Raw genomic sequence first — 19,992 nt, forward strand, 5'->3', positions numbered from 1 at the left:
TTTATAGGAAATTAGGATTTAACATTTATTATTGCTCCAAATATATTAGCATCGTTATTATATTTGCATGCTCTTATATCAGTAGTAATAACATCTGAGCTTAAAAACTCAATACATTTCTCCTTGTATTTATCTTTTAATAAATTAATAAACCAATCCTCCTCAGAAATACCTCCACCTATGCATATTACTTCTGGATTATAAAATGTCGTTATGGTAAGTAACTGAACAATTATATTATTCATCCAATCTTCAACTGATTCAATTGCCCTCTCCTCACCATTTTTATATTTAGAGGTAACTTCATTTCCAAAATCAACTTTATCTTTTTCATCTACTTTTGAATTATATATTGAAACTAATGCAGTTATTGAGGCATAATCACCTAATCTATCTATTTGTTTAGTCTCTAAGTTCATAAATGCTAAATGATGAAATTCTCCTGCAAAAGAATCTTTTCCATAAACAACTCCATTACTGTCACATACACATCCACCAGTGCCTGTCCCTATAATGAGAAATGCAGATGAGCTACTTCCTTTAGCATTACCAATTTTGAATTCACAAAGCCCTGCTGACTTTGCATCATTTATTGATGCTACAATTTTTCCTGTTCTTTTATTAACTTCATTATTAATATTAGTGCCATACATAATGCGAACGTTAGGTGCCGCATAAGATTTCACATTAGAATTTTTATCTATAAGTCCTGGGGCACTTATCCCAATACTTTCAATTCCATTTAAATCTCCCATATTGGAACAAAGATAATCATAAAATCCATCCTTCTCATTAAACTCAACAGACTTTACCTTCCACTTATTAATAATATTAAAATCTTCATCCACCTTAGCATACTTTATAAAAGTTCCACCTATATCTACCCCTAAATAATGTTTCTTCATCATAAATCCCCCTTTGTACTTCTATTAATATTATTAATGATACTTACTTAAAAATACTACATATTATAGAAAATTAAACCCAATATATTACTTTAGTTACAAACTAATCATATTAGTAATTTGTTTTTTATTAAAAACATCCTGTTTTTTACACACAAAAAAAGGGATTAGATATGTATCTACCCCTTTTTTGTTTTATTCTACTGTTATTAAAGTCTCTTCTGTTATACTAGCTTCTTTATGTGCTGGTAAGTCTATAAACATCTCACCTTCAAGCTTCTTAAATGCTACAGAAAGCATTAACTTAATTCTGTTTAATTGATTTACCTCTGAAGCTCCTGGGTCATAATCTACTGCTACTATATTTGATTCAGGATACTTTTCCTTAAGTGCCTTTATCATTCCTTTACCTGTTACGTGATTTGGTAAACAAGCAAATGGTTGCATACAAATTATATTAGATGTACCACTTTCAATAAGTTCTATCATCTCTCCTGTAAGGAACCATCCTTCACCAGTTTGATTTCCTAAGGAAAGTATTTGTGATGCCATCTTTCCTAAATCTTTAATATGAGATGGAGCATGGAATCTCTTAGAGTCATTTAAAGCCTTCTTCATTGCTTTTCTATAGCTTTCTAAGAACCCTATAGCCATCATATATATATTTCTCTTAATCTTACTGTCACCAAGATATCTATACTTAAATTCTTGATCATATGCTGTGTAGAAGAAGAAGTCCATTAAATCTGGCATCACTGCTTCTGCTCCATTTTCTTCAATTATATCAACAACATTATTATTAGCTGTTGGATGGAACTTAACAAGAATTTCTCCTACTAAACCAACCTTAGGTTTCTTTATATTTAATAACTCTAACTCATCAAATTCTTTAACTATTTGTTCTATATTTTTATTAAATGTCCTCTTGCTACCACTCTTAACATTTTCTTTAGCTATTTCATTCCACTTTTTATATAAAGCATTAGCAGAGCCCTTTACTTTTTCATAAGGTCTTGTAGCATATAAAACTCTCATGAATAAGTCTCCATAAATCAGTCCCATAATAGTTCTGTTTAATAAAGGTAAAGTAATTTTAAACCCTGGTTGTTTTTCAAGTCCTACAGCATTTAAAGATAATATGGGTACTTGAGGAAATCCTGCTTCCTTTAATGCTTTCTTTAAGAACCCAACGTAATTTGTTGCTCTACATCCTCCCCCTGTTTGAGTAATAATTACAGAGGTATTATTAACATCATATTTTCCTGATTTTAAGCCATGTATTATTTGTCCTACAACTATTATTGATGGATAACAAGCATCATTATTAACATACTTTAACCCTTCTTCTACAGCCTCACTATCTATAGCAGGAAGTACTTCTAAATTATATCCACATGACCTTACTGCTTGCTCTATTATATCAAAATGAATTGGAGACATTTGTGGAGCGATAATAGTATGTCTTTTCCTCATTTCTTTTGTAAATGTAGGATTTTTAAACTCTATTTTTTCCTCTACAGGCACATATCCATTTCTTTCTCTTTCTTCCATAGCAGCCTTTAAAGATCTTATTCTTATTTTAGCAGCTCCTAAATTGTTACCTTCATCAATTTTTAGGCATGTATATATCTTTCCTTTAGAAGAAAGAATTTCTGAAACTTGGTCTGTTGTAACCGCATCAAGACCACATCCAAATGAATTAAGTTGAATTAATTCTAAGGAATCATTCTTAGACACAAAACTCGCAGCCCTATATAACCTTGAATGATACATCCACTGGTCAACAACCCTTAAAGGCGAATCTAATTCTCCTAAATGTGCCACACTATCCTCAGTTAATACAGCCATATCAAAGGAGTTAATTATATCAGGTATTCCATGATTAATTTCTGGGTCAATATGGTATGGTCTTCCTGCTAAAACTATACCCTTCTTTCCAGTTTCCTTTAAATAATCTAATACTTCTTGAGCTTTATTTCTTATATCATTATCAAAGTTTTCTCTTTCTTTATAGGCTTCTTCAACTGCCTTTCTTGCTTCATCTATAGTTACATTAAAGTCCTTAAATTCTTCTACAATTCTTTCTGGTAATACATTTCTTTCTTCCAAATTTAAAAATGGTTGAATAAATTTAATATTCTTCTCTTTTAAAACATCCATATTGTTTCTTATTACTTCTGGATATGATGTTACCATTGGACAATTATAGTGATTATTAGCATCCTTAAACTCTATTCTCTCATAAGGAATACATGGGTAGAATATATTTTTTATTCCCCTATTAACTAATGCCATAATGTGTCCATGAGCAATTTTTGCTGGATAACAAGCAGATTCAGATGGTATTGTTTCTATTCCAAGCTCGTATATACTCTTACTTGAAACTGGAGAAAGCTCTACTCTAAATCCTAAATTAGTTAAAAGTGTAAACCAAAATGGGTAGTTTTCATACATATTAAGAACTCTTGGTAATCCTAAAGTTCCCCTTTTTGCTTCATCTTTCTTTAATGGAATATAATTAAAGGTTCTTTTAAATTTATATTTGTACATATTAGGAACTTCTTCTTTAACCTTATCTATTCCTAATCCTTTTTCACATCTGTTTCCAGAAATAAATTCTTCATCTGTAGAGAATTTATTTATTGTTAAAAGGCAATTATTTCCACAACGGCCACATCTTCTAAAGTCAGAAGTCATTTGGAAGCTATCAACCTTTTCCCTTGAAAGAATAGTAGATTTTTCCCCTTCTACATATCTTTCCTTAGAAATAAGAGCTGCTCCAAAAGCTCCCATAAGTCCAGCTATATCTGGTCTTACTGCTTCTCTTCCTGATATAAGTTCAAAACTTCTAAGAACGGCATCATTATAGAATGTACCACCTTGAACTATTATCTTTTCTCCCATTTCTTTTTCATCACGTATTTTAATAACCTTAAACAATGCATTTTTTATTACTGAATATGAAAGTCCAGCTGAAATATCTGCTATTTCTGCACCCTCTTTTTGGGCTTGTTTAACTCTGGAATTCATGAACACAGTACATCTTGATCCTAAATCAACTGGTGATTTTGACTTAATTGCTTCCTTAGCAAAATCCTCTACCTTCATATTTAGCGATTTACCAAAGGTTTCAATAAAAGAACCACATCCTGATGAACATGCTTCATTAAGTAAAATTGAGTCTATAACTCCATTTTTTATTCTAAGGCATTTCATATCTTGTCCACCAATGTCTAGTATAAAGTCAACTCCTGGCAAGAAGTAATCTGCTGCCTTATAATGTGCAATTGTTTCAATTTCTCCTATATCTATATGTAATGCAGCTTTAATTAAAGCTTCACCGTATCCTGTTACTGTTGAGTTAATAATTTCTACTCCCTGTGGCAACTTGGAATATAGGTCTTTTAATATCTCTATAACCTTCTTTAAAGGATTTCCTCCATTACCACCATAAAAATCATAAACTATTTCTCCATCTTTATTAATTAACACCACTTTTGTTGTAGTAGATCCTGCATCTATTCCTAAGAATACACCACCTCTACAATCCTCTAGTTTGCCTCTTTTGGCTTTTGCTTTAGAGTGCCTCTTGTCAAATTCATCATAATCACTTTGTGATTTAAACAGTGGTGATAATCTATCTACTTCTTCTTCATTTATATTTGATATATTTTCAACTCTCTTATGTAATTCTTTAAAGCTAACAACTTCTTTATTTCTTGATAAAAGTGCAGCACCTATAGCTACAAAAAGTTGAGGGTTTTCAGGAAAAATCACTTCATCATCTTTTAATCCTAAAGTTTCAATAAATCTTTCTCTTAATTCAGATAAAAAGTATAGTGGTCCTCCTAAAAATGCTACATTTCCTTTTATAGGTTTTCCACAAGCTAGTCCACTAATAGTTTGATTAACAACAGCTTGAAGTATTGATGCAGCTATATCTTCTGCTTTAGCCCCTTCATTAATTAATGGTTGAACATCAGTTTTAGCAAAAACTCCACATCTAGAAGCTATTGGGTATATAACACTATGTTCCTTTGACAATTTATTTAACCCCATTGCATCTGTGTTCAATAGGGTTGCCATTTGATCTATAAATGCACCTGTACCACCTGCACAAGTACCATTCATTCTCTGTTCTATTCCGCCTTTAAAGTATGTAATTTTGGCATCTTCCCCACCTAATTCGATTGCCACATCTGTTTCTGGTATAACTTCTTCTACTGTTTTAGTACATGCTATTACCTCTTGAATAAAGTCTACACCTAACCACTTTGATACAGAAAGTCCTCCAGAACCTGTTACACCTACTGTAATTTTGCACTCCCCAACAACATCATAAGCCTCTTTAATTAAATTAATTATTGTGCTTCTAATATCGGAAAAATGCCTCCTGTACTCACTGTAAACAATATTCTCATCACCATCTAATACTATTAATTTTACTGTAGTTGATCCCACATCTAGCCCCATATTATATTTCTTCATAAATACACCTACTTTAGTAAATTTTGCCCCAAACTATATTATAAACCCATTGAATCTAATTTCAAGAAAAGCAACGAAAATTTAATAATGATTTAAAGATTTGTAACATTTGTATACTATTGTAATTATTTATTTATATTATGAATATTGATAGAAAAATATGTATATATTATATTGCCAATGTCTATAATCATAATGAACTTTTATTTTATACTTATGGAGGAAACTATGAATTTTTTTAGCGAAGGTAATAAACTTTACAATTCTCAAGATTATTTAAGAGCTATAGATTGTTATAAAAGAGCTGTTTCTAAAAAAGAAAATGAAGCTTGCTCCTACTATAATGCTGGAGTTTGTTTCATTAAGCTTAAAGATTATGATAATGCTATTTCCATGATACAAAATGCTTTAGCTCTTCAAAAAGATAGCAAGTATTACTTTAATTTAGGGTATTGCTATGCCATGAAAGAGGATTCTAATAAAGCTTTAGTTAACTTTAATATGGCTTGGGCATTAAATAATGATGATGATGACTGTGAAAAAGCAATTAAACTAATAACATCTAAAATTAGAAAGAAGTAAATAATATTTCACATAGCTTTAAAGTAAGTATTTATCTTGCTTTAAAGCCATTTTTATATTAACCTACTTAATATTGGGTAAAACAAAAGACACTAAGTTTCTTAAACTTGGTGTCTTGTAATTTTTTAGTTTAAAATTCTCCTGCTATATTTTTAGTTTTGTGTGTTTCCTCAAAGTTTGATGAATCAAAGTAATTACCTGAGATATAAAAAGTTGGATCTACATTTATCCACTTGCCTTCATCTTCAAGATATACCTGATTCCATGAATGACTTACAAACTCGCTTCCATTGTAAGCATCACCTACAATAATTCTATTTTTTAATCCTATAGCATTACACATAGCTGTATAAAGACAAGCATAATCAAAACAAATTCCTCTTTTATCTCTAAAAGTTGGTATTGCTCCACTTTCAAAAGATGATGTATTTTCCATTATGGACTCTGCCTTTTCATCATCATAAATCACATTGCTTCCAACCCATCTATAAAGGCTTCTAGCTTTTGCCCTATCACTAGTATCTCTAGAAACTAATGATTTTGCTTTATTATCTATGCTTTCATTAGATTTAACCCCTTCATCTAAAGTAATACCATTATAATAAATTATTTTATTGCTAGATATATTCTCCTTTAGTCCATTTGAAATAACTTGAACCTTTTTGCTATCTACCATTTCCTCTAGTGCATCATAAGGCTTAAGTCCATCTAATATACCTACCCTATAGTTTGAACTTACTAAATTATTATATAAAACTAAAGGAATACATATTAAAACAATACAAATAATTCCCCTTATAAATCCAAATATAACAGAAAAGATTATAATAAAAGGGCTATTGTGTCTTAGTTTATTTAAAGCAGAATTTAGTGAAAATGAGTGAACTAATTTAAGTATTGAATATATAATAAATTTAACTACAGCAAATATTCCCACTAACAAAACAACATGAACTATTCCATTATCTCTTATTGAATTTTGAAATACTTGAGCTAATAAGTTACCAACCATAACATCAAACTTTTCATAATAATAAAGAATTATAAAAAATGTAACTATAGTTGAACACCCTGATAAAATTGGGTCTACTGCTTCATTTATATCTCTACTATAAACTACTTTTCTAACACATATAATTATAGAAAATATAATTATACCTAAACAGACTAGCTGTTGAATATTTAAGTTAAATAAATCCATAGGCTCACCCTTACTCTAATTCTTCTACATTGACAACTTCCTTAACTATCTCTTTTACTAAAGAATAGTCGTATCCCCTACCTACTAAAAATCTACATAGTTTATTCCAAACTTTATATTTATCACTTTCTCTTTTAGAAATTACTAGGTATCTTTTTCTAGCTAACTCTAATGCTGCTTCTTTTTCTTCATCTTTATCTATTGTTTCTAAAGCACTTTCTATGTCCTCTTGGTCTACTCCTTTTTTCATAAGGGCATATTTTATTTTCCCTCTACCTTGGGTTTTAGACCTATCCTTAACGTACATTTTTGTATAAGCTTCATCATTTATAAACTTGTATTCCCTTAAAAATTCTAAGGTTTTATCTATCTCATCTTTTTCATAGCCTTTTTCAAAAAGCTTTTCTATAATTTCTTTTTCAGTTTTGTAGCTTCTTTCTACTATTCTTAAAGCTGTATTCTTACACTTTATTATATTGTCTTCTTTAACTACTTCTTTTAGCTTTTCTTCATTTATTTCTAAGTCTTTCCTTAATCCCTCTCTATATACAAGTTCTGCACTTACAGAAAAGGCATAGGATTCATCAATATAAATGTTAACTCTATCTTTTGTTCTTTTTTGAGCTTCTATCTTAGTTATTTTGCTCATTTTTAATCTACTCCTTTGGAGATGTTAAAATATGAATTGTAGGATCTTTTAATACCAGCTTTGATACTTTATAAATTTTATCCCTATTTAAATTATTTAAACCTTCCATATCTTTAACAAACTCATAAATATCTTCACCTTCAAGTTCCTGATGTAATATATAGTTACAAAGTTCAGCAGAATCCTCTAAAGTTGATATTACAGCAGTTTTATGGACCTTTTTCATTATAGCTAAGTCCTTATTACCTATTTCTATCTTTCCATTAACCACCTTATCTAATGTTTCATCTATTGCCCTTATAGCCTCTTCCACATCTTCATCAGAAACTGCAGTGTATACATATAAAGTCTTAACATTCTTTGTCATATCTAAATGTGTATAGATATCATAAGCAAGTCCCTTTTTTTCTCTTACCTCTCTAAAAAGTAATGAATTAGAACTTTCACCTAACCTATGATTTAATATTCTAAGTGCTAACTCATCATTCTTATCTAAATGATAAAATGTATATAAATAAACTATAGTACTTTGCTCCATATCATTTTTATAGCTTACTTTCTTTAGTGGAATATTATCTTCACTAATTACAGGATGTTCTACTTCCTCTTCCCCCTGCCAATTAGAAAATTCTCTATTAATTAACTCCTTAGCTTCTTCATGTTCCATAGATGATACCATTGTTATTAAGCTGTTTTTAGGAGTGTAATACTTATTATAAAACCTTTTAATATCATCCCTTTTAAATCCTTTAACAACTTCTTCTAACCCTGTAACATCATATCTTAATGGACTACTATTAAAAGCCACTTCATTTACTCTTTTAAAACTTAAATCTTCTATATCATCCTTGCTTGTTCTCATTTCTGCAAGAATTACTCCTCTTTCCCTCTCTATCTCTTCCTCTGGGAAATTAGATGAAGTAATCATATCTCCTAATAATATACAAGCATTCTCTAATTCTTCACTTAAGCAACTTATTGTATATACTGTGGAATTATAATCTGTGTATGCATTATATTCTCCACCTAGGGCTTCAAGCTCATCATTAAGCTCTTCATTATTTCTTTTATTTGTCCCCTTAAAAAGCATATGCTCGATAAAATGACTTATTCCCTTTTCTTCTAGGGACTCATATATTGAACCCACTTTAACTCCTAAATTTATAGAAGCTATTTGGGTATCCTTCTTTATAGTTAATATTTCTAAACCATTATCTAAATAGTGTTTTTTTACATCAAAATTCAGCTTAAGCATCAATTATCTCCTTATCAATCATTGTATCTATATAATATAAGCTTTTTTACCTAACTTTACAATATATAATTACATTATTCTATTTTATATCCTTGGAATTTTCTATATAATGTACATAAGGTGTATGATAATAACTTTAACTTCTTATAAAGTGAAGAACGAAAGGAGTTTTTTATACTATGAGAAAAAATATTTTAATTGTAGAAGATGAAATAAGAATAAGATTTCTATTAAGAGATTATTTCCAAAAGGAAGGGTTTTTAGTATATGAAGCTGAAAACGGCAAAGAAGCTTTAGAAATCTTTAAGAATAATAAAATTGACCTTATAATTTTAGACATAATGATGCCTGTAATGGATGGATTAACTACCTTAGAGAAAATAAGAGAGGTATCAACAATTCCTGTCATTCTACTTACTGCTAAGGGACAAGAAGAAGATAAACTTCAAGGATATGACTTTGGTGCTGATGATTACATTACAAAGCCATTTAGTCCTAAGGTTTTAGTTGCAAAGGTAAAGGCCTTGTTAAAAAGGACTAGTGAAAAAGTAGATTCAAGTACCCAAGATTTTAATGGATTAGTTATAAATAAACTTTCTAGAGAAGTAAAAATAGATGAAAATATACTTTCATTATCCCCAAAAGAATATGAACTTCTTATATATTTAACCTCTAATGAAGGTATCGCTTTAAGTAGAGATAATATATTAGATAACGTTTGGGGAATTGATTACTATGGGGATATTAGAACAGTAGATACCAATGTTAAAAGATTAAGAGAAAAATTAGGAGATAAAGCTAACTATATAGTTACTGTTAGAGGTAGCGGATATAAATTTGAGGTGAAATAATGAAGCATAACTTATCAAAAAAAATATTCGTCATTACTCTTGGCCTTTTACTTGGGTTAATGATTGTTATATTTATATTTCAAACCTTCTTTTTTCAAAGTTTTTATGAATTGAAGAAAAAGAATAATTTAGTTAAGGATATTAATAGGTTTACTTCCTTATATGCTAATCAAACTCAAGATTATAATAACATTGGCAAAGCATTAATTGTATTAGAAAATGAAACAAATTCAAGAATAGGTATTTTCTCTTCCATTACTGGAGATACACTTTATATCTCTGATCCTTACAGTGAAGATACAGCCTATGTTAGAACACTAAAACAACTATTGAAAAACAATAATTTAAGAAATGAGATTATTGCATCCGGAAAAGCTCAAACAATAGATTTTATAGATCCTAATAGTAACAGTACGAAAATTGGTGTTTTGGCTCCTATGAGTTTATATTCTACTAATGATTCAATATTAATTTCAGTTACATCTATTCAACCTATTGAAGAAGCTTCTGATGTTATAAGAGAATTTTATTCCTACATATTTATAGGTTTCATATTTATATCAATATTACTTTCTACTGTATACACTAATCTTATATCTAAGCCACTTATAAAAATTAATAATGTTGCTAAAAAGATGTCCCAAATGAACTTTAATGAAAAATGTAAAATTGACAGAGAAGATGAAATTGGAAATCTTGCTAGTACCTTAAACTTTTTATCAAGTAACCTAGATGGTGCACTTCAAGATTTAAAAGAAAAGAATAAGAAGCTTGAAGAAGATATAGAAAAGGAAAGAAATCTAGAGATTATGAGAAAAGACTTCGTTGATTCTGTTAGTCATGAACTAAAAACTCCAATAGGTATAATAGAAGGATATGCTGAAGGTCTTAAAGATGGTATTGTTTCTGGGGATAATGCCCTAGAATACCTAGAAACAATAATTGATGAATCAAAAAAAATGAGCATTCTAGTTACAAATATGCTTGAGATATCTAGACTTGAATCAGGTGTTATAAAACCAAACTTAGAAATTTTTAATATTAATAGATTAATTAAAAACTTAGTAAATAAATTTACTATTGAAGCAAATGAGAATGGATTAAGAATAATTTTTGATGAAAAGACTAACTTCTCCTATGTAAAAGCAGATAGATTTAAGATGGAACAGGTTTTAACAAACCTTATAACCAATGCAATAAAATATACCCCTGAAAATAACGATATTGTTGTATCTATCTCCATGAAAGATAGTTTTTATGAAATATCTGTAATAAACTACGGTATTCAAATAGATAAAAATGATATAGATAAACTTTTCAATAAGTTTTATAGAATAGATAAGGCTCGTAGTAGAAATAAAAATAGCACAGGTCTTGGCTTGTCTATAGTAAAAAACATACTAGATATTCACAACTTTAATTACTCTTTAAATAATATTGAAAATGCTGTAGAATTTAAATTCTCATTACCTGTAGAAAATCCACCTGAAGAATAGGTATATAGTAACTTAGTCCCTATTTTAGGGAAAAAGGTCCTAATTTAATCACATTCTGTTGATTTATGTAACTTGGTTATATATACTTGTATTGTAAGATTATTCCTAGCAGATATGGAAGTTTACAAATCGTCACAACTCCCCAATAACCCTATATCAAAAAGATACTACTTTCCCAGGTAGTATCTTTTTTCGTTATTTTTTAAATTCTATGTTATTTGACATAATTTTTGTAACATTTTATTATACGTATTGTTAAATGTAGGTTAAAGCCCTTAGAATTGTTAACTTTTAATTATAAAATAGTGTTGTACATTAAAACTATGTAAAAATTTATAGATTTGAAGGAGCGAAAATTTTGGACACGTTTAATATTTTTATCGAAGTATTTGGTGGTTTAGGTTTATTCCTTTTTGGAATGAAACTTATGGGAGACGGATTAGAAAATGCCGCAGGAGAAAAACTTAAAAGTATACTAGAAAGAGTTACTAGCAATAAATATATTGGAGTACTTGTAGGTACTATTGTAACAGCAGTTATTCAAAGTTCTAGCGCTACTACAGTTATGGTTGTTAGTTTTGTAAATGCTGGACTAATGACATTAATGCAAGCTGCTGGTGTTATAATGGGTGCTAACATTGGGACAACCATTACAGCTCAAATGGTTTCCTTAGATTTAGATAAAATAGCCCCAATATTTATAGGACTAGGTGCTATTGGTTTACTAGCCCTAAAGAAAAAAAGAGCTAGGGATATTTCATCTATAGCCTTAGGTTTTGGTATTTTATTTATGGGAATGGGAGTTATGTCATCTTCATTAAATCCTCTTACCCAATCAGATGCCTTTAGAAATGTAATTTATATAATTGGAAACAATAGATTCTTAGGTGTTTTAGCTGGACTTGGAATGACTGCAATAGTTCAAAGTTCCTCTGCTACTACTGGTATTTTAGTTGCTTTAGCAACAACTGGTTCTATAGATATGAATGTAGCACTTCCAATAATTTTAGGATGTAATATAGGTACTTGTGTAACAGCTTTACTTGCTTCAGCTGGTGCTAATAGAACTGCAAAAAAAGCAGCTCTTATTCACTTATTCTTTAATGTTATTGGTGTAGTTATTTTCATTCCATTTATGACACCATTAATTTCTTTAATTGAAAGTATAGATCCAGGTAATGTTGCTAGACAAGTTGCAAATGCACATACTATATTTAATATTTCTGTAACTATAGTTCTATTACCTTTAGCTAAATACCTAGTTTTACTTGCTAATAAGCTTTTACCAGGTGATGAAATTATCGAAAAAGATGGTGCTATCTATTTAGATAAAAACTTACTTGAAACACCTGTTGTAGCAAGTTCCCAAGTTTTTAAAGAAACTATAAGAATGGGTGAAATAGCTAAGAAAAATATAGAAGAAGCAATGGATGCCTTCTTAAATAATAATGACAAGAATATAGAACAAGTCTATAGAAGAGAAAAAATAATAAATAGCCTAGAGAGAGAAATAACAGACTACTTAGTTGAATTATCATCTTATGACTTACCTGTAACAGATAGCAAGAACTTAAGTGCCACTTTCCATGTTATAAATGACATTGAAAGAATTGGTGATCATGCTGAAAATATAGTTGAATTGGCTACTGATAAAATAAACAATAATATTTCTATTGGTACTGATGCAAAAAATGAATTAATAGCTATGTACGAGAAGACTTTAGAAGCTTTAACTTTAGCCATTGAAAGCTATAAGAATGAAGATAATAAAGAAGCATTAAATATTAAAGAGATAGAAGAATCCATAGATAAATACGAAAAAGATCTTAGAGAAAATAATATTAGAAGATTAAATGAACACTCTTGCTCTGCAAACTCAAGTACAATTTTCCTTGATTTAATAAGTAACTTAGAGAGAATTGGAGACCATTCAAATAATATTGCAGATGCAGTGAGTAAAAGATAGAGAAAAGGGAAGAAGGTAATTGGGTTAATCAAGATAATAGAGATAATCAGGTGAATTAGGTTAATAGAGATAACCAGGATAATCAAGATAATAGAGATTAGGAGGAGAAATTGCTTTGCAATTTCTCTTTTTTTAGGTAAGAGAAGGTACAAGCAGTGCTTCCCACAGTTTGGGTAAGAGAAGGTACTAGGTAAAAAGGTAAGAAGATAATTAAGATAATCAGGATAATCAGGTTAATCAATATAATAGAGATAATCAGGTGAATTAGGTTAATAGAGATAACCAGGTTAATCAGGATAATAGAGATTAGGAGGAGAAATTGCTTTGCAATTTCTCTTTTTTTTAGGTAAGAGAAGGTACAAGCAGTGCTTACCACAGTTTAGGTAAGAGAAGGTACTAGGTAAAAAGATAAGAAGATAATTAAGATAATCAGGATAATTAGGTTAATCAAGATAATAGAGATAATCAGGATAATCAGGTGAATTAGGTTAATTAAGATAATCTGGATAATCAAGATAATTAGGTTAATTAAGATAATTAAGTTAAACGGGTGAATACGGAGGAGGAGGAAACTTTGCTATAGCAAAGTTTCAGACCTCTAAATCCTAATTTTTTAAAATTGTTTACTTTAAGTTAGATAGATTATTCTAGGAATAATATCAAATATTAAAGATGTTGATAATAAAATTATTCCACTTATAATTTGATATTTATAATATTCAGGATACTTATTTTTCATACCAATTCCTCCTAGGATGGCTAAAATGCAAACTATACTAAACATTAGTGTATTAGAAAAACTACCGTTGCTTAAATTTGCTATAAAGCTTTCACCTCTAAAGCTTAAAAACACTATAACTAATGAAGCTATAATTGAAAAGGCCAAAATAAACTTTCCTAAATTCTTATAAGATTTCTGTTCCATATACTCCCCCATTTTAGAATATTCAACAATAAATTATAATACCATTGCTCAATTCTTTATATTCTTATTATACACGCCTCATGGATATTAATTCCAGCAAAAAAAAGAACTTTGCCATAAGCAAAGTTCATCCCTATCTTTATTATCATTATTCTCTCTTTTAACTTTCTTACCTCTCTTATCCCTCTTACCTCTGTTATCTTTATTCTCTCTTCATAAAATAATTTTGCCTTAAGCAAAGTCATTTTAAATATATCCTCCATCCACTCTAAGGATTTGTCCTGTAATATAGCTTGAATCATCTGAACATAAAAATACTGCTGTCTTTCCTATTTCTTCAGGTAGTCCAAACCTTCCAACTGGGATCTCATTTTCTAGTTCTTCTCTTTCCTCTTGACTTAAAAATGAATTCATCTTTGTATCTATAACACCTGGTGCTATAGCATTAACTCTTATATTAGATGGAGCCATTTCCTTTGCTAAGGCTTTTGTGAATAAATTTAATCCACCCTTTGATGTAGAATATAAAACTTCACAGGAAGCTCCTACTTCTCCCCACATAGAAGAAATATTTAAAACTGCCCCACCTTTACCAAGCATATGAGGTATTGCTAACTTTGTAAGATACATTGCTCCTAAAAGATTTGTGCTAATTAATCCTTCAATATCTTCTCTTGTAGCATCCATAAATAATCCTAATGTACTTCTTGCTGCATTATTTACAACTATATCAACCTTACCAAAATGCTCTAAAGTTTTATTAATTATCTCCTCTGCTCCTTCAAAAGAAGAAACATCCCTCTTTATGGCATATGCTACTACCCCTAGTTCTCTTAAAACTTCTAGTGTTTCCTTTGCCCCTTCTTCATCTTTAGAGTAATTAATTACAACGCTAGCTCCCTCTTTTCCTAATTCAATAGCTATAGCTCTTCCTATTCCTCTTGAGGCACCAGTAATAATGGCTACCTTACCTAATAACTTTGACATCTTTCTTTACCCATCCTTACTTTAATGTATCTATTAAAAATCTTAATGCATTCTTATAGTATATTTTTTCTATTTCATCTATTGTAAAACCTTCTTTTTCTAAGGCTTGTGCTAATTTCCCCATTTCAGAAGCATCTTTAATTTCCACTTCATTTCCTATACCATCAAAATCACTACCTAATGATATAACATCTATTCCACCAACATTTTTTATGTGCTTAATATGTGAAACCAAGTCCTTTATTTGAGTAACTTTTTCATAGCCAACAAAGTCTGCACAGAAGTTAATTCCCATAACTCCACCTTTTTCTGATAACTTTTTAATCATATCATCAGTTAAATTTCTTGGGTGTCTTTTTATACTTCTGCTATTTGAATGTGTTACTATAAATGGTTTCTTACAATTTTCCACTAGATCATAGAATCCTCTATCTGAAAGATGCGATGCATCAGGAACTATTCCTAACCTCTCCATCTCCTCCACCATTTCTATACCTTTAGGTGTAAGGCCCTTATCCTTATATAAAAATTCATAGTTAGGGTATCCTAAACTATTTTTATAGTTCCATGTTAATGTAATAAATCTAACTCCATAATCATAGACCTTTTGAAGATTATCTATATTTCCTTCAAGAGTTTCTCCCTCTTCTATTGAAAGAAATGCTCCTATCTTTTTATCCTTTTCAGCCTTTGATAATTCCTCTACATTCCTAACTAAAGTTATATCCTTTTTATTCTTGGCTAACTCTTTTTCTAGGTTTCTATACATAATTTGAAACTCTAAAAATGGATTTTTAACTTCTCCTATGTCTATAAAAAATGCAAATACTTGAGCTAAGGCTCCACCCTTTTTCATCTTTTCAATATCAATTTTAAAACTATTACTTTTTAGTCCACCATTTTCATATAGCATTCTACCAGCTGTATCACAATGTAAATCAATATACTTCATAGCTATTTCCCCTTTTTTTGTTTACTCTTCTACATATTTTAGGTATTCCTCAACTCTTTCTGGACCTCCTAAAATATTTCTTCTTATGTATAAGGTGTTATCATCTCTAACATCTATTATCCATTTAACTAATGCAATAAGTCCACTATTAATTTCTATTGTACTTATAGAATAGGGTAAAACGCAACAGCCATCATTAAAATACAAGCCTTTTCCTAACTTAGGAAACCTACTTTCATGAGTATGTCCACAAATAATAAATTTATTATACTCTTTACTCCACTCCGCTAATTTCTTATCTACTTTACCACCTTTTTTATAGTTATTAGCTGGACTAGTTGGAGCTTTAAACCCTGCAATACCCTCCATATATTTCCAAAGGTGCCTTACTAAAAACTTGCTTACAGGTGCAAATTCATAATTCATAAAATCTAGCTGATGTCCATGGGTTATAAATATCTCCTTCTTACTTGGTTCATGTCTTAAAACTATACTTTCTTTAAATTTAATATTATCCAATAAATATATTAAGTCTTCACCAAAAGCCCTATCTATTTTATGGAGATTTCTTTTTTGCTTTTCTAAATATTCTTTAGATGCTTTCTTACTATCATGGTTCCCATAGAGCATATGAAGTCTCCCAAGTTTATTAAATTTATTTAATATCTGAAAAACATCCCTATAATTATAAGAAATATCTCTATACCATTTATTTTTCCATAGTTCATCTCCATCTCCTGCTTCAATAAGTGTGTATCCTTCTTTATAATAGTAATTTAATGCTGCTACATATATATTTTTATTGTTCATTAATGAATCAGCATAGCTTCCATCTCCTCTATGAACATCGCTAATAACAACTATTTTGGATTCCCTATCAAAGGGTATTCTACCACTTATATTGTATAGCTTTAACAATTTATTAGGAGTCATACTATCCCTTCTTATAATTACTCATTATAGCATTATATGAAAAAACATATAAAGAGTGAGTGTCCATAATGCAAAAGGAGAAACTGCAAAGCAATTTCTCCTTTAAATATTTAACTATTCATCCTTTATTATTAAGCTTATTTCTCCAGTTTCAAGGGTCTTTTTAACATCAATAACTCTTTGATTACTTGATCCTCTGTATTTTAGTTTTATGTCCCTATTTTCTAACTGAAAGCGTCCATCAATAAGAACATCAACTTCCTCAAGAATTCTTCTCTTCTTTTCATCATTAATTATATTTTCATAAATATAACCTGACCAAAGCCAAATATCTTTCCCTGTTTCTTCTTTAACTCTTTTTAAAAGATTTACTAAAGAATCATCCATAATTTGTTCCATTGGCTCTCCACCTAGAATGTTTACTCCCTTAATATTAGGATTTTTAACATAGGATAAAAACTCATCTTCTATCTCTTTTGTCCAAAGCTCTCCACTATTAAAATCTTGAAGATCTCTGTTAAAACATCCTTCACAGTTATTTGTACATCCTGTAACAAAAAGAGTTGTTCTTATATCTGGTCCATTTGCCACATCAAATTTTCTTATCTTTGCATATCTCATGAAAACACCTTCTTATAAATGAAGTACTCTATCTCCTATTTCAGCCGTTCTTCCTTTATTCCAGAAATTGGTACCTATGTAACCACAAGTTCTTCTCATTACTTGCATTTCGCTTTCTTCTCTATTTCCACATGATGGACAGTACCACTCTAAGTTTTCATCCAACTTAATTTCTCCTGTATATCCACAACTATAGCATATATCAGGTTTTGTATTGATTTCGGCATATTGAATATTGTGATAAATGAAGTTAATTAAGCTTTCTACAGCTTCTACATTTCTTGTTAAATCAGGTACTTCAACATATGAAATACAACCACCTAAACTAATACCATGGAATTGAGATTCAAACTTAAGCTTAGAGAAAGCATCTATTTCCTCACATACATGAACATGATATGAGTTTGTATAATAAAGTCTGTCTGTTACATTCTTTATTTCTCCAAATCTAGCTTTATCTAATCTACAGAATCTATAAATTAAGTTTTCTGCTGGTGTTCCATATAAACCAAAACCTAATCCTGTTTCATTCTTCCACTCATCACATGCATCCTTCATATGATTCATAACTTCAAGTGCAAACTCTTCTCCTTCTGGAGTTGTATGGCTTACCCCTAACATTGCTTGAACCATTTCATGGATTCCTACATATCCAAGTGATAATGTTGAATATCCTTCATTAAGAAGCTTGTCTATAGCTTCACCCTTCTCAAGTCTAGCAATTGCACCATGTTGCCAGTGAATTGGTGAAACATCTGAAACTGTACCTAATAACATATTATGTCTTGTTATTAATGCTTCCTTACATAAAGCCAATCTTTGGTCTAAAAGTTCCCAGAATAACTCCATATCACCATTTGCTATAATACCTATTTGTGGAAGGTTAAGGCTTATAACACCTTGATTGAATCTTCCATACCACTTATAATCTCCATTTCCATCCTTCCAAGGACTTAAGTGAGATCTACATCCCATTGGTGGGAATGTATTTCCTTCATAGTTCATTCTCATAATCTTAGCTGATTGATAATCAGGTACTAATCTCTTTGCAGTACATTCTGCAGCAAGCTTAGTTATGTAATCATACTTTCCACCTTCTAGGCAGTTATGCTCATCTAAAAGATATACTAATTTAGGGAAGGCTTCACCTATTTCTTGTCCCTTATAGTTCTTCATACCTTCAAGTCTTTGTTTAATCATTTCTTCACATATTAATGCCATTTCCTCTTCATATTCATTACCTTCTTCAATTTCAAGGTAAATTGTACTAAATGGCGCTTGTCCGTTAGTTGTTTGAAGAGTTGAAAGTTGATATCTTATAGTTTGTACTCCATCTCTTAAGTCTTTCATCTTCATGTCATTAGCTAAATCTTTTGCTAATTCTTCATTATTGTATTTTTCCATATAGAATTTATAATACTTGTCGTATGTAACTCTTAAGAACTTAGCTAAATGCTTAATTGTTATACTTTGACCACCATATTGGTTAGATGCAACTTGAGCAATAATTTGTGTAGTTACTGTACAAGCTGTACCAAATGATTTTGGTGATTCTACTAATTTATCATTTATAACTGTACCATTGTTTAGCATGTCCTCAAGATTTATAAGACAACAATTGAATATTGGTGATAGAGTATAATCCATATCATGCCAGTGAATTGCACCTTCATCATGAGCTTGTACTAGATGTGGTGGAATTAATCTTCTTCTTGATATATCCTTAGATACTTCCCCTGCAATTAAATCTCTTTGAGTTGCAGCTATTACAGAATTCTTATTGGAATTTTCCTTTAGTACATCCTCATTTGTCTTTTGAATTAACCCTAATATACTTTCATCTGTTGTATTAATATTTCTCTTAAATGATTGAACAGCTCTATACCCCTCATATGATTTAGCTGTTATTGATTGACCATAATGCACTAGTCTTTCATAAACATAAGATTCAATTTTATAAATTGTTGGAGTCTCATTTTCATCCTTAAAATAATTCTCTGCATCATTTGCTATTAATTTTGCTATATCTGGTAAATAAATACCACTTCCATGTTTCATAGCCTTTAAAATAGCCTCTCTAATCTTGTGTTTGTTGAATTCAACTATGCTTCCATCTCTTTTTATTACTTCCATGTACATTCCCCTTACAATAAATTACCTCTTATGGTTTAATATGTTTAT

Annotated in this window: 16 protein-coding genes; 4 read left to right on the forward strand and 12 right to left on the reverse strand. The window is 30.0% G+C overall.

The features are described 5' to 3' along the window. Positions 1-11: 11 nt before the first annotated feature. Together I4V16_RS01385 and I4V16_RS01390 are read right to left on the reverse strand one after the other, a co-directional pair. A complete protein-coding gene (locus I4V16_RS01385; protein WP_099329053.1) occupies positions 12-905 on the reverse strand; it encodes an ROK family protein in 894 nt (297 codons plus the stop codon). Positions 906-1,100: 195 nt separating this feature from the next. Then, a complete protein-coding gene (locus I4V16_RS01390; RefSeq protein ID WP_111937846.1) occupies positions 1,101-5,393 on the reverse strand; it encodes a 2-hydroxyacyl-CoA dehydratase in 4,293 nt (1,430 codons plus the stop codon). A 228-nt stretch (positions 5,394-5,621) separates the two neighbouring features. On the opposite strand from I4V16_RS01390, the gene I4V16_RS01395 reads away from it, so the two are divergent. Beyond that, positions 5,622-5,975, forward strand: a complete 354-nt coding sequence (locus I4V16_RS01395; protein WP_049178639.1) for a tetratricopeptide repeat protein — start codon at positions 5,622-5,624, stop codon at positions 5,973-5,975. A gap of 130 nt (positions 5,976-6,105) precedes the next feature. On the opposite strand, the gene I4V16_RS01400 is transcribed toward I4V16_RS01395, so the two are convergent. From I4V16_RS01400 to I4V16_RS01410, 3 genes are read right to left on the reverse strand one after another with little or no spacing between them, the layout of a single operon-like run. Continuing rightward, the gene (locus I4V16_RS01400; protein ID WP_111937845.1) at positions 6,106-7,176 is read right to left on the reverse strand and encodes a transglutaminase domain-containing protein; all 1,071 of its coding nucleotides are present in this window, start codon (positions 7,174-7,176) and stop codon (positions 6,106-6,108) included. Between the two features lie 10 nt (positions 7,177-7,186). After that, positions 7,187-7,825 carry a recombination regulator RecX gene (recX, locus tag I4V16_RS01405; RefSeq protein WP_049178637.1) on the reverse strand — a complete coding sequence of 213 codons (639 nt, stop codon included), beginning with the start codon at positions 7,823-7,825 and terminating at the stop codon, positions 7,187-7,189. A 7-nt stretch (positions 7,826-7,832) separates the two neighbouring features. Further along, positions 7,833-9,080, reverse strand: coding sequence for a pitrilysin family protein (locus I4V16_RS01410; protein WP_049178636.1), 1,248 nt, complete (start codon positions 9,078-9,080; stop codon positions 7,833-7,835). Between the two features lie 179 nt (positions 9,081-9,259). Between I4V16_RS01410 and I4V16_RS01415 the strand changes: the two genes are divergently transcribed. The 3 genes from I4V16_RS01415 to I4V16_RS01425 all read left to right on the forward strand — a co-directional run bounded on the left by I4V16_RS01415 (position 9,260) and on the right by I4V16_RS01425 (position 13,393). Continuing rightward, the gene (locus I4V16_RS01415) at positions 9,260-9,931 is read left to right on the forward strand and encodes a response regulator transcription factor (RefSeq protein ID WP_049178634.1); all 672 of its coding nucleotides are present in this window, start codon (positions 9,260-9,262) and stop codon (positions 9,929-9,931) included. After that, positions 9,931-11,427: a HAMP domain-containing sensor histidine kinase gene (locus I4V16_RS01420; protein ID WP_049178633.1), complete on the forward strand. Its 1,497-nt coding sequence runs from the start codon at positions 9,931-9,933 to the stop codon at positions 11,425-11,427. The genes I4V16_RS01415 and I4V16_RS01420 overlap by 1 nt, the downstream gene beginning before the upstream one ends. A gap of 358 nt (positions 11,428-11,785) precedes the next feature. Next, positions 11,786-13,393: a Na/Pi cotransporter family protein gene (locus I4V16_RS01425; protein ID WP_099329056.1), complete on the forward strand. Its 1,608-nt coding sequence runs from the start codon at positions 11,786-11,788 to the stop codon at positions 13,391-13,393. 628 nt (positions 13,394-14,021) lie between these two features. Here I4V16_RS01425 and I4V16_RS01430 read toward each other — a convergent pair. The 7 genes from I4V16_RS01430 to nrdD all read right to left on the reverse strand — a co-directional run bounded on the left by I4V16_RS01430 (position 14,022) and on the right by nrdD (position 19,944). Beyond that, entirely contained in the window at positions 14,022-14,318 is a 297-nt protein-coding gene (locus tag I4V16_RS01430) for a hypothetical protein (RefSeq protein WP_049178630.1), read from the reverse strand. A gap of 56 nt (positions 14,319-14,374) precedes the next feature. Then, the gene (locus I4V16_RS01435) at positions 14,375-14,563 is read right to left on the reverse strand and encodes a hypothetical protein (RefSeq protein WP_049178628.1); all 189 of its coding nucleotides are present in this window, start codon (positions 14,561-14,563) and stop codon (positions 14,375-14,377) included. Between the two features lies 1 nt (position 14,564). Continuing rightward, complete coding sequence (locus I4V16_RS01440; protein WP_049178622.1) at positions 14,565-15,305, reverse strand: SDR family oxidoreductase; 741 nt, start codon at positions 15,303-15,305, stop codon at positions 14,565-14,567. A 16-nt stretch (positions 15,306-15,321) separates the two neighbouring features. Next, positions 15,322-16,257 carry a dipeptidase gene (locus tag I4V16_RS01445; RefSeq protein ID WP_099327618.1) on the reverse strand — a complete coding sequence of 312 codons (936 nt, stop codon included), beginning with the start codon at positions 16,255-16,257 and terminating at the stop codon, positions 15,322-15,324. Between the two features lie 21 nt (positions 16,258-16,278). Beyond that, positions 16,279-17,190 (reverse strand): metallophosphoesterase, encoded by a 912-nt coding sequence (locus tag I4V16_RS01450; RefSeq protein ID WP_195617440.1) that lies wholly within the window; start codon positions 17,188-17,190, stop codon positions 16,279-16,281. 114 nt (positions 17,191-17,304) lie between these two features. Beyond that, positions 17,305-17,811 (reverse strand): anaerobic ribonucleoside-triphosphate reductase activating protein, encoded by a 507-nt coding sequence (gene nrdG, locus I4V16_RS01455; protein WP_049178617.1) that lies wholly within the window; start codon positions 17,809-17,811, stop codon positions 17,305-17,307. A 12-nt stretch (positions 17,812-17,823) separates the two neighbouring features. After that, positions 17,824-19,944, reverse strand: a complete 2,121-nt coding sequence (gene nrdD, locus I4V16_RS01460; protein ID WP_049178615.1) for an anaerobic ribonucleoside-triphosphate reductase — start codon at positions 19,942-19,944, stop codon at positions 17,824-17,826. Positions 19,945-19,992 lie beyond the last annotated feature (48 nt).

Origin of the sequence: Clostridium sp. 1001283B150210_160208_E6 (genome assembly GCF_015669365.1) — a bacterium.
Lineage (GTDB): Bacteria > Bacillota > Clostridia > Clostridiales > Clostridiaceae > Clostridium > Clostridium paraputrificum.

What these genes read in the sequence shown, in the direction of transcription:
- I4V16_RS01385 (WP_099329053.1), bottom strand. Translation starts at nt 905, where the DNA reads ATGAAGAAACATTATTTAGGGGTAGATATAGGTGGAACTTTTATAAAG.
- I4V16_RS01390 (WP_111937846.1), bottom strand. Translation starts at nt 5,393, where the DNA reads ATGAAGAAATATAATATGGGGCTAGATGTGGGATCAACTACAGTAAAA.
- I4V16_RS01395 (WP_049178639.1), top strand. Translation starts at nt 5,622, where the DNA reads ATGAATTTTTTTAGCGAAGGTAATAAACTTTACAATTCTCAAGATTAT.
- I4V16_RS01400 (WP_111937845.1), bottom strand. Translation starts at nt 7,176, where the DNA reads ATGGATTTATTTAACTTAAATATTCAACAGCTAGTCTGTTTAGGTATA.
- recX (WP_049178637.1), bottom strand. Translation starts at nt 7,825, where the DNA reads ATGAGCAAAATAACTAAGATAGAAGCTCAAAAAAGAACAAAAGATAGA.
- I4V16_RS01410 (WP_049178636.1), bottom strand. Translation starts at nt 9,080, where the DNA reads ATGCTTAAGCTGAATTTTGATGTAAAAAAACACTATTTAGATAATGGT.
- I4V16_RS01415 (WP_049178634.1), top strand. Translation starts at nt 9,260, where the DNA reads ATGAGAAAAAATATTTTAATTGTAGAAGATGAAATAAGAATAAGATTT.
- I4V16_RS01420 (WP_049178633.1), top strand. Translation starts at nt 9,931, where the DNA reads ATGAAGCATAACTTATCAAAAAAAATATTCGTCATTACTCTTGGCCTT.
- I4V16_RS01430 (WP_049178630.1), bottom strand. Translation starts at nt 14,318, where the DNA reads ATGGAACAGAAATCTTATAAGAATTTAGGAAAGTTTATTTTGGCCTTT.
- I4V16_RS01435 (WP_049178628.1), bottom strand. Translation starts at nt 14,563, where the DNA reads ATGACTTTGCTTAAGGCAAAATTATTTTATGAAGAGAGAATAAAGATA.
- I4V16_RS01440 (WP_049178622.1), bottom strand. Translation starts at nt 15,305, where the DNA reads ATGTCAAAGTTATTAGGTAAGGTAGCCATTATTACTGGTGCCTCAAGA.
- I4V16_RS01445 (WP_099327618.1), bottom strand. Translation starts at nt 16,257, where the DNA reads ATGAAGTATATTGATTTACATTGTGATACAGCTGGTAGAATGCTATAT.
- I4V16_RS01450 (WP_195617440.1), bottom strand. Translation starts at nt 17,190, where the DNA reads ATGACTCCTAATAAATTGTTAAAGCTATACAATATAAGTGGTAGAATA.
- nrdG (WP_049178617.1), bottom strand. Translation starts at nt 17,811, where the DNA reads ATGAGATATGCAAAGATAAGAAAATTTGATGTGGCAAATGGACCAGAT.
- nrdD (WP_049178615.1), bottom strand. Translation starts at nt 19,944, where the DNA reads ATGGAAGTAATAAAAAGAGATGGAAGCATAGTTGAATTCAACAAACAC.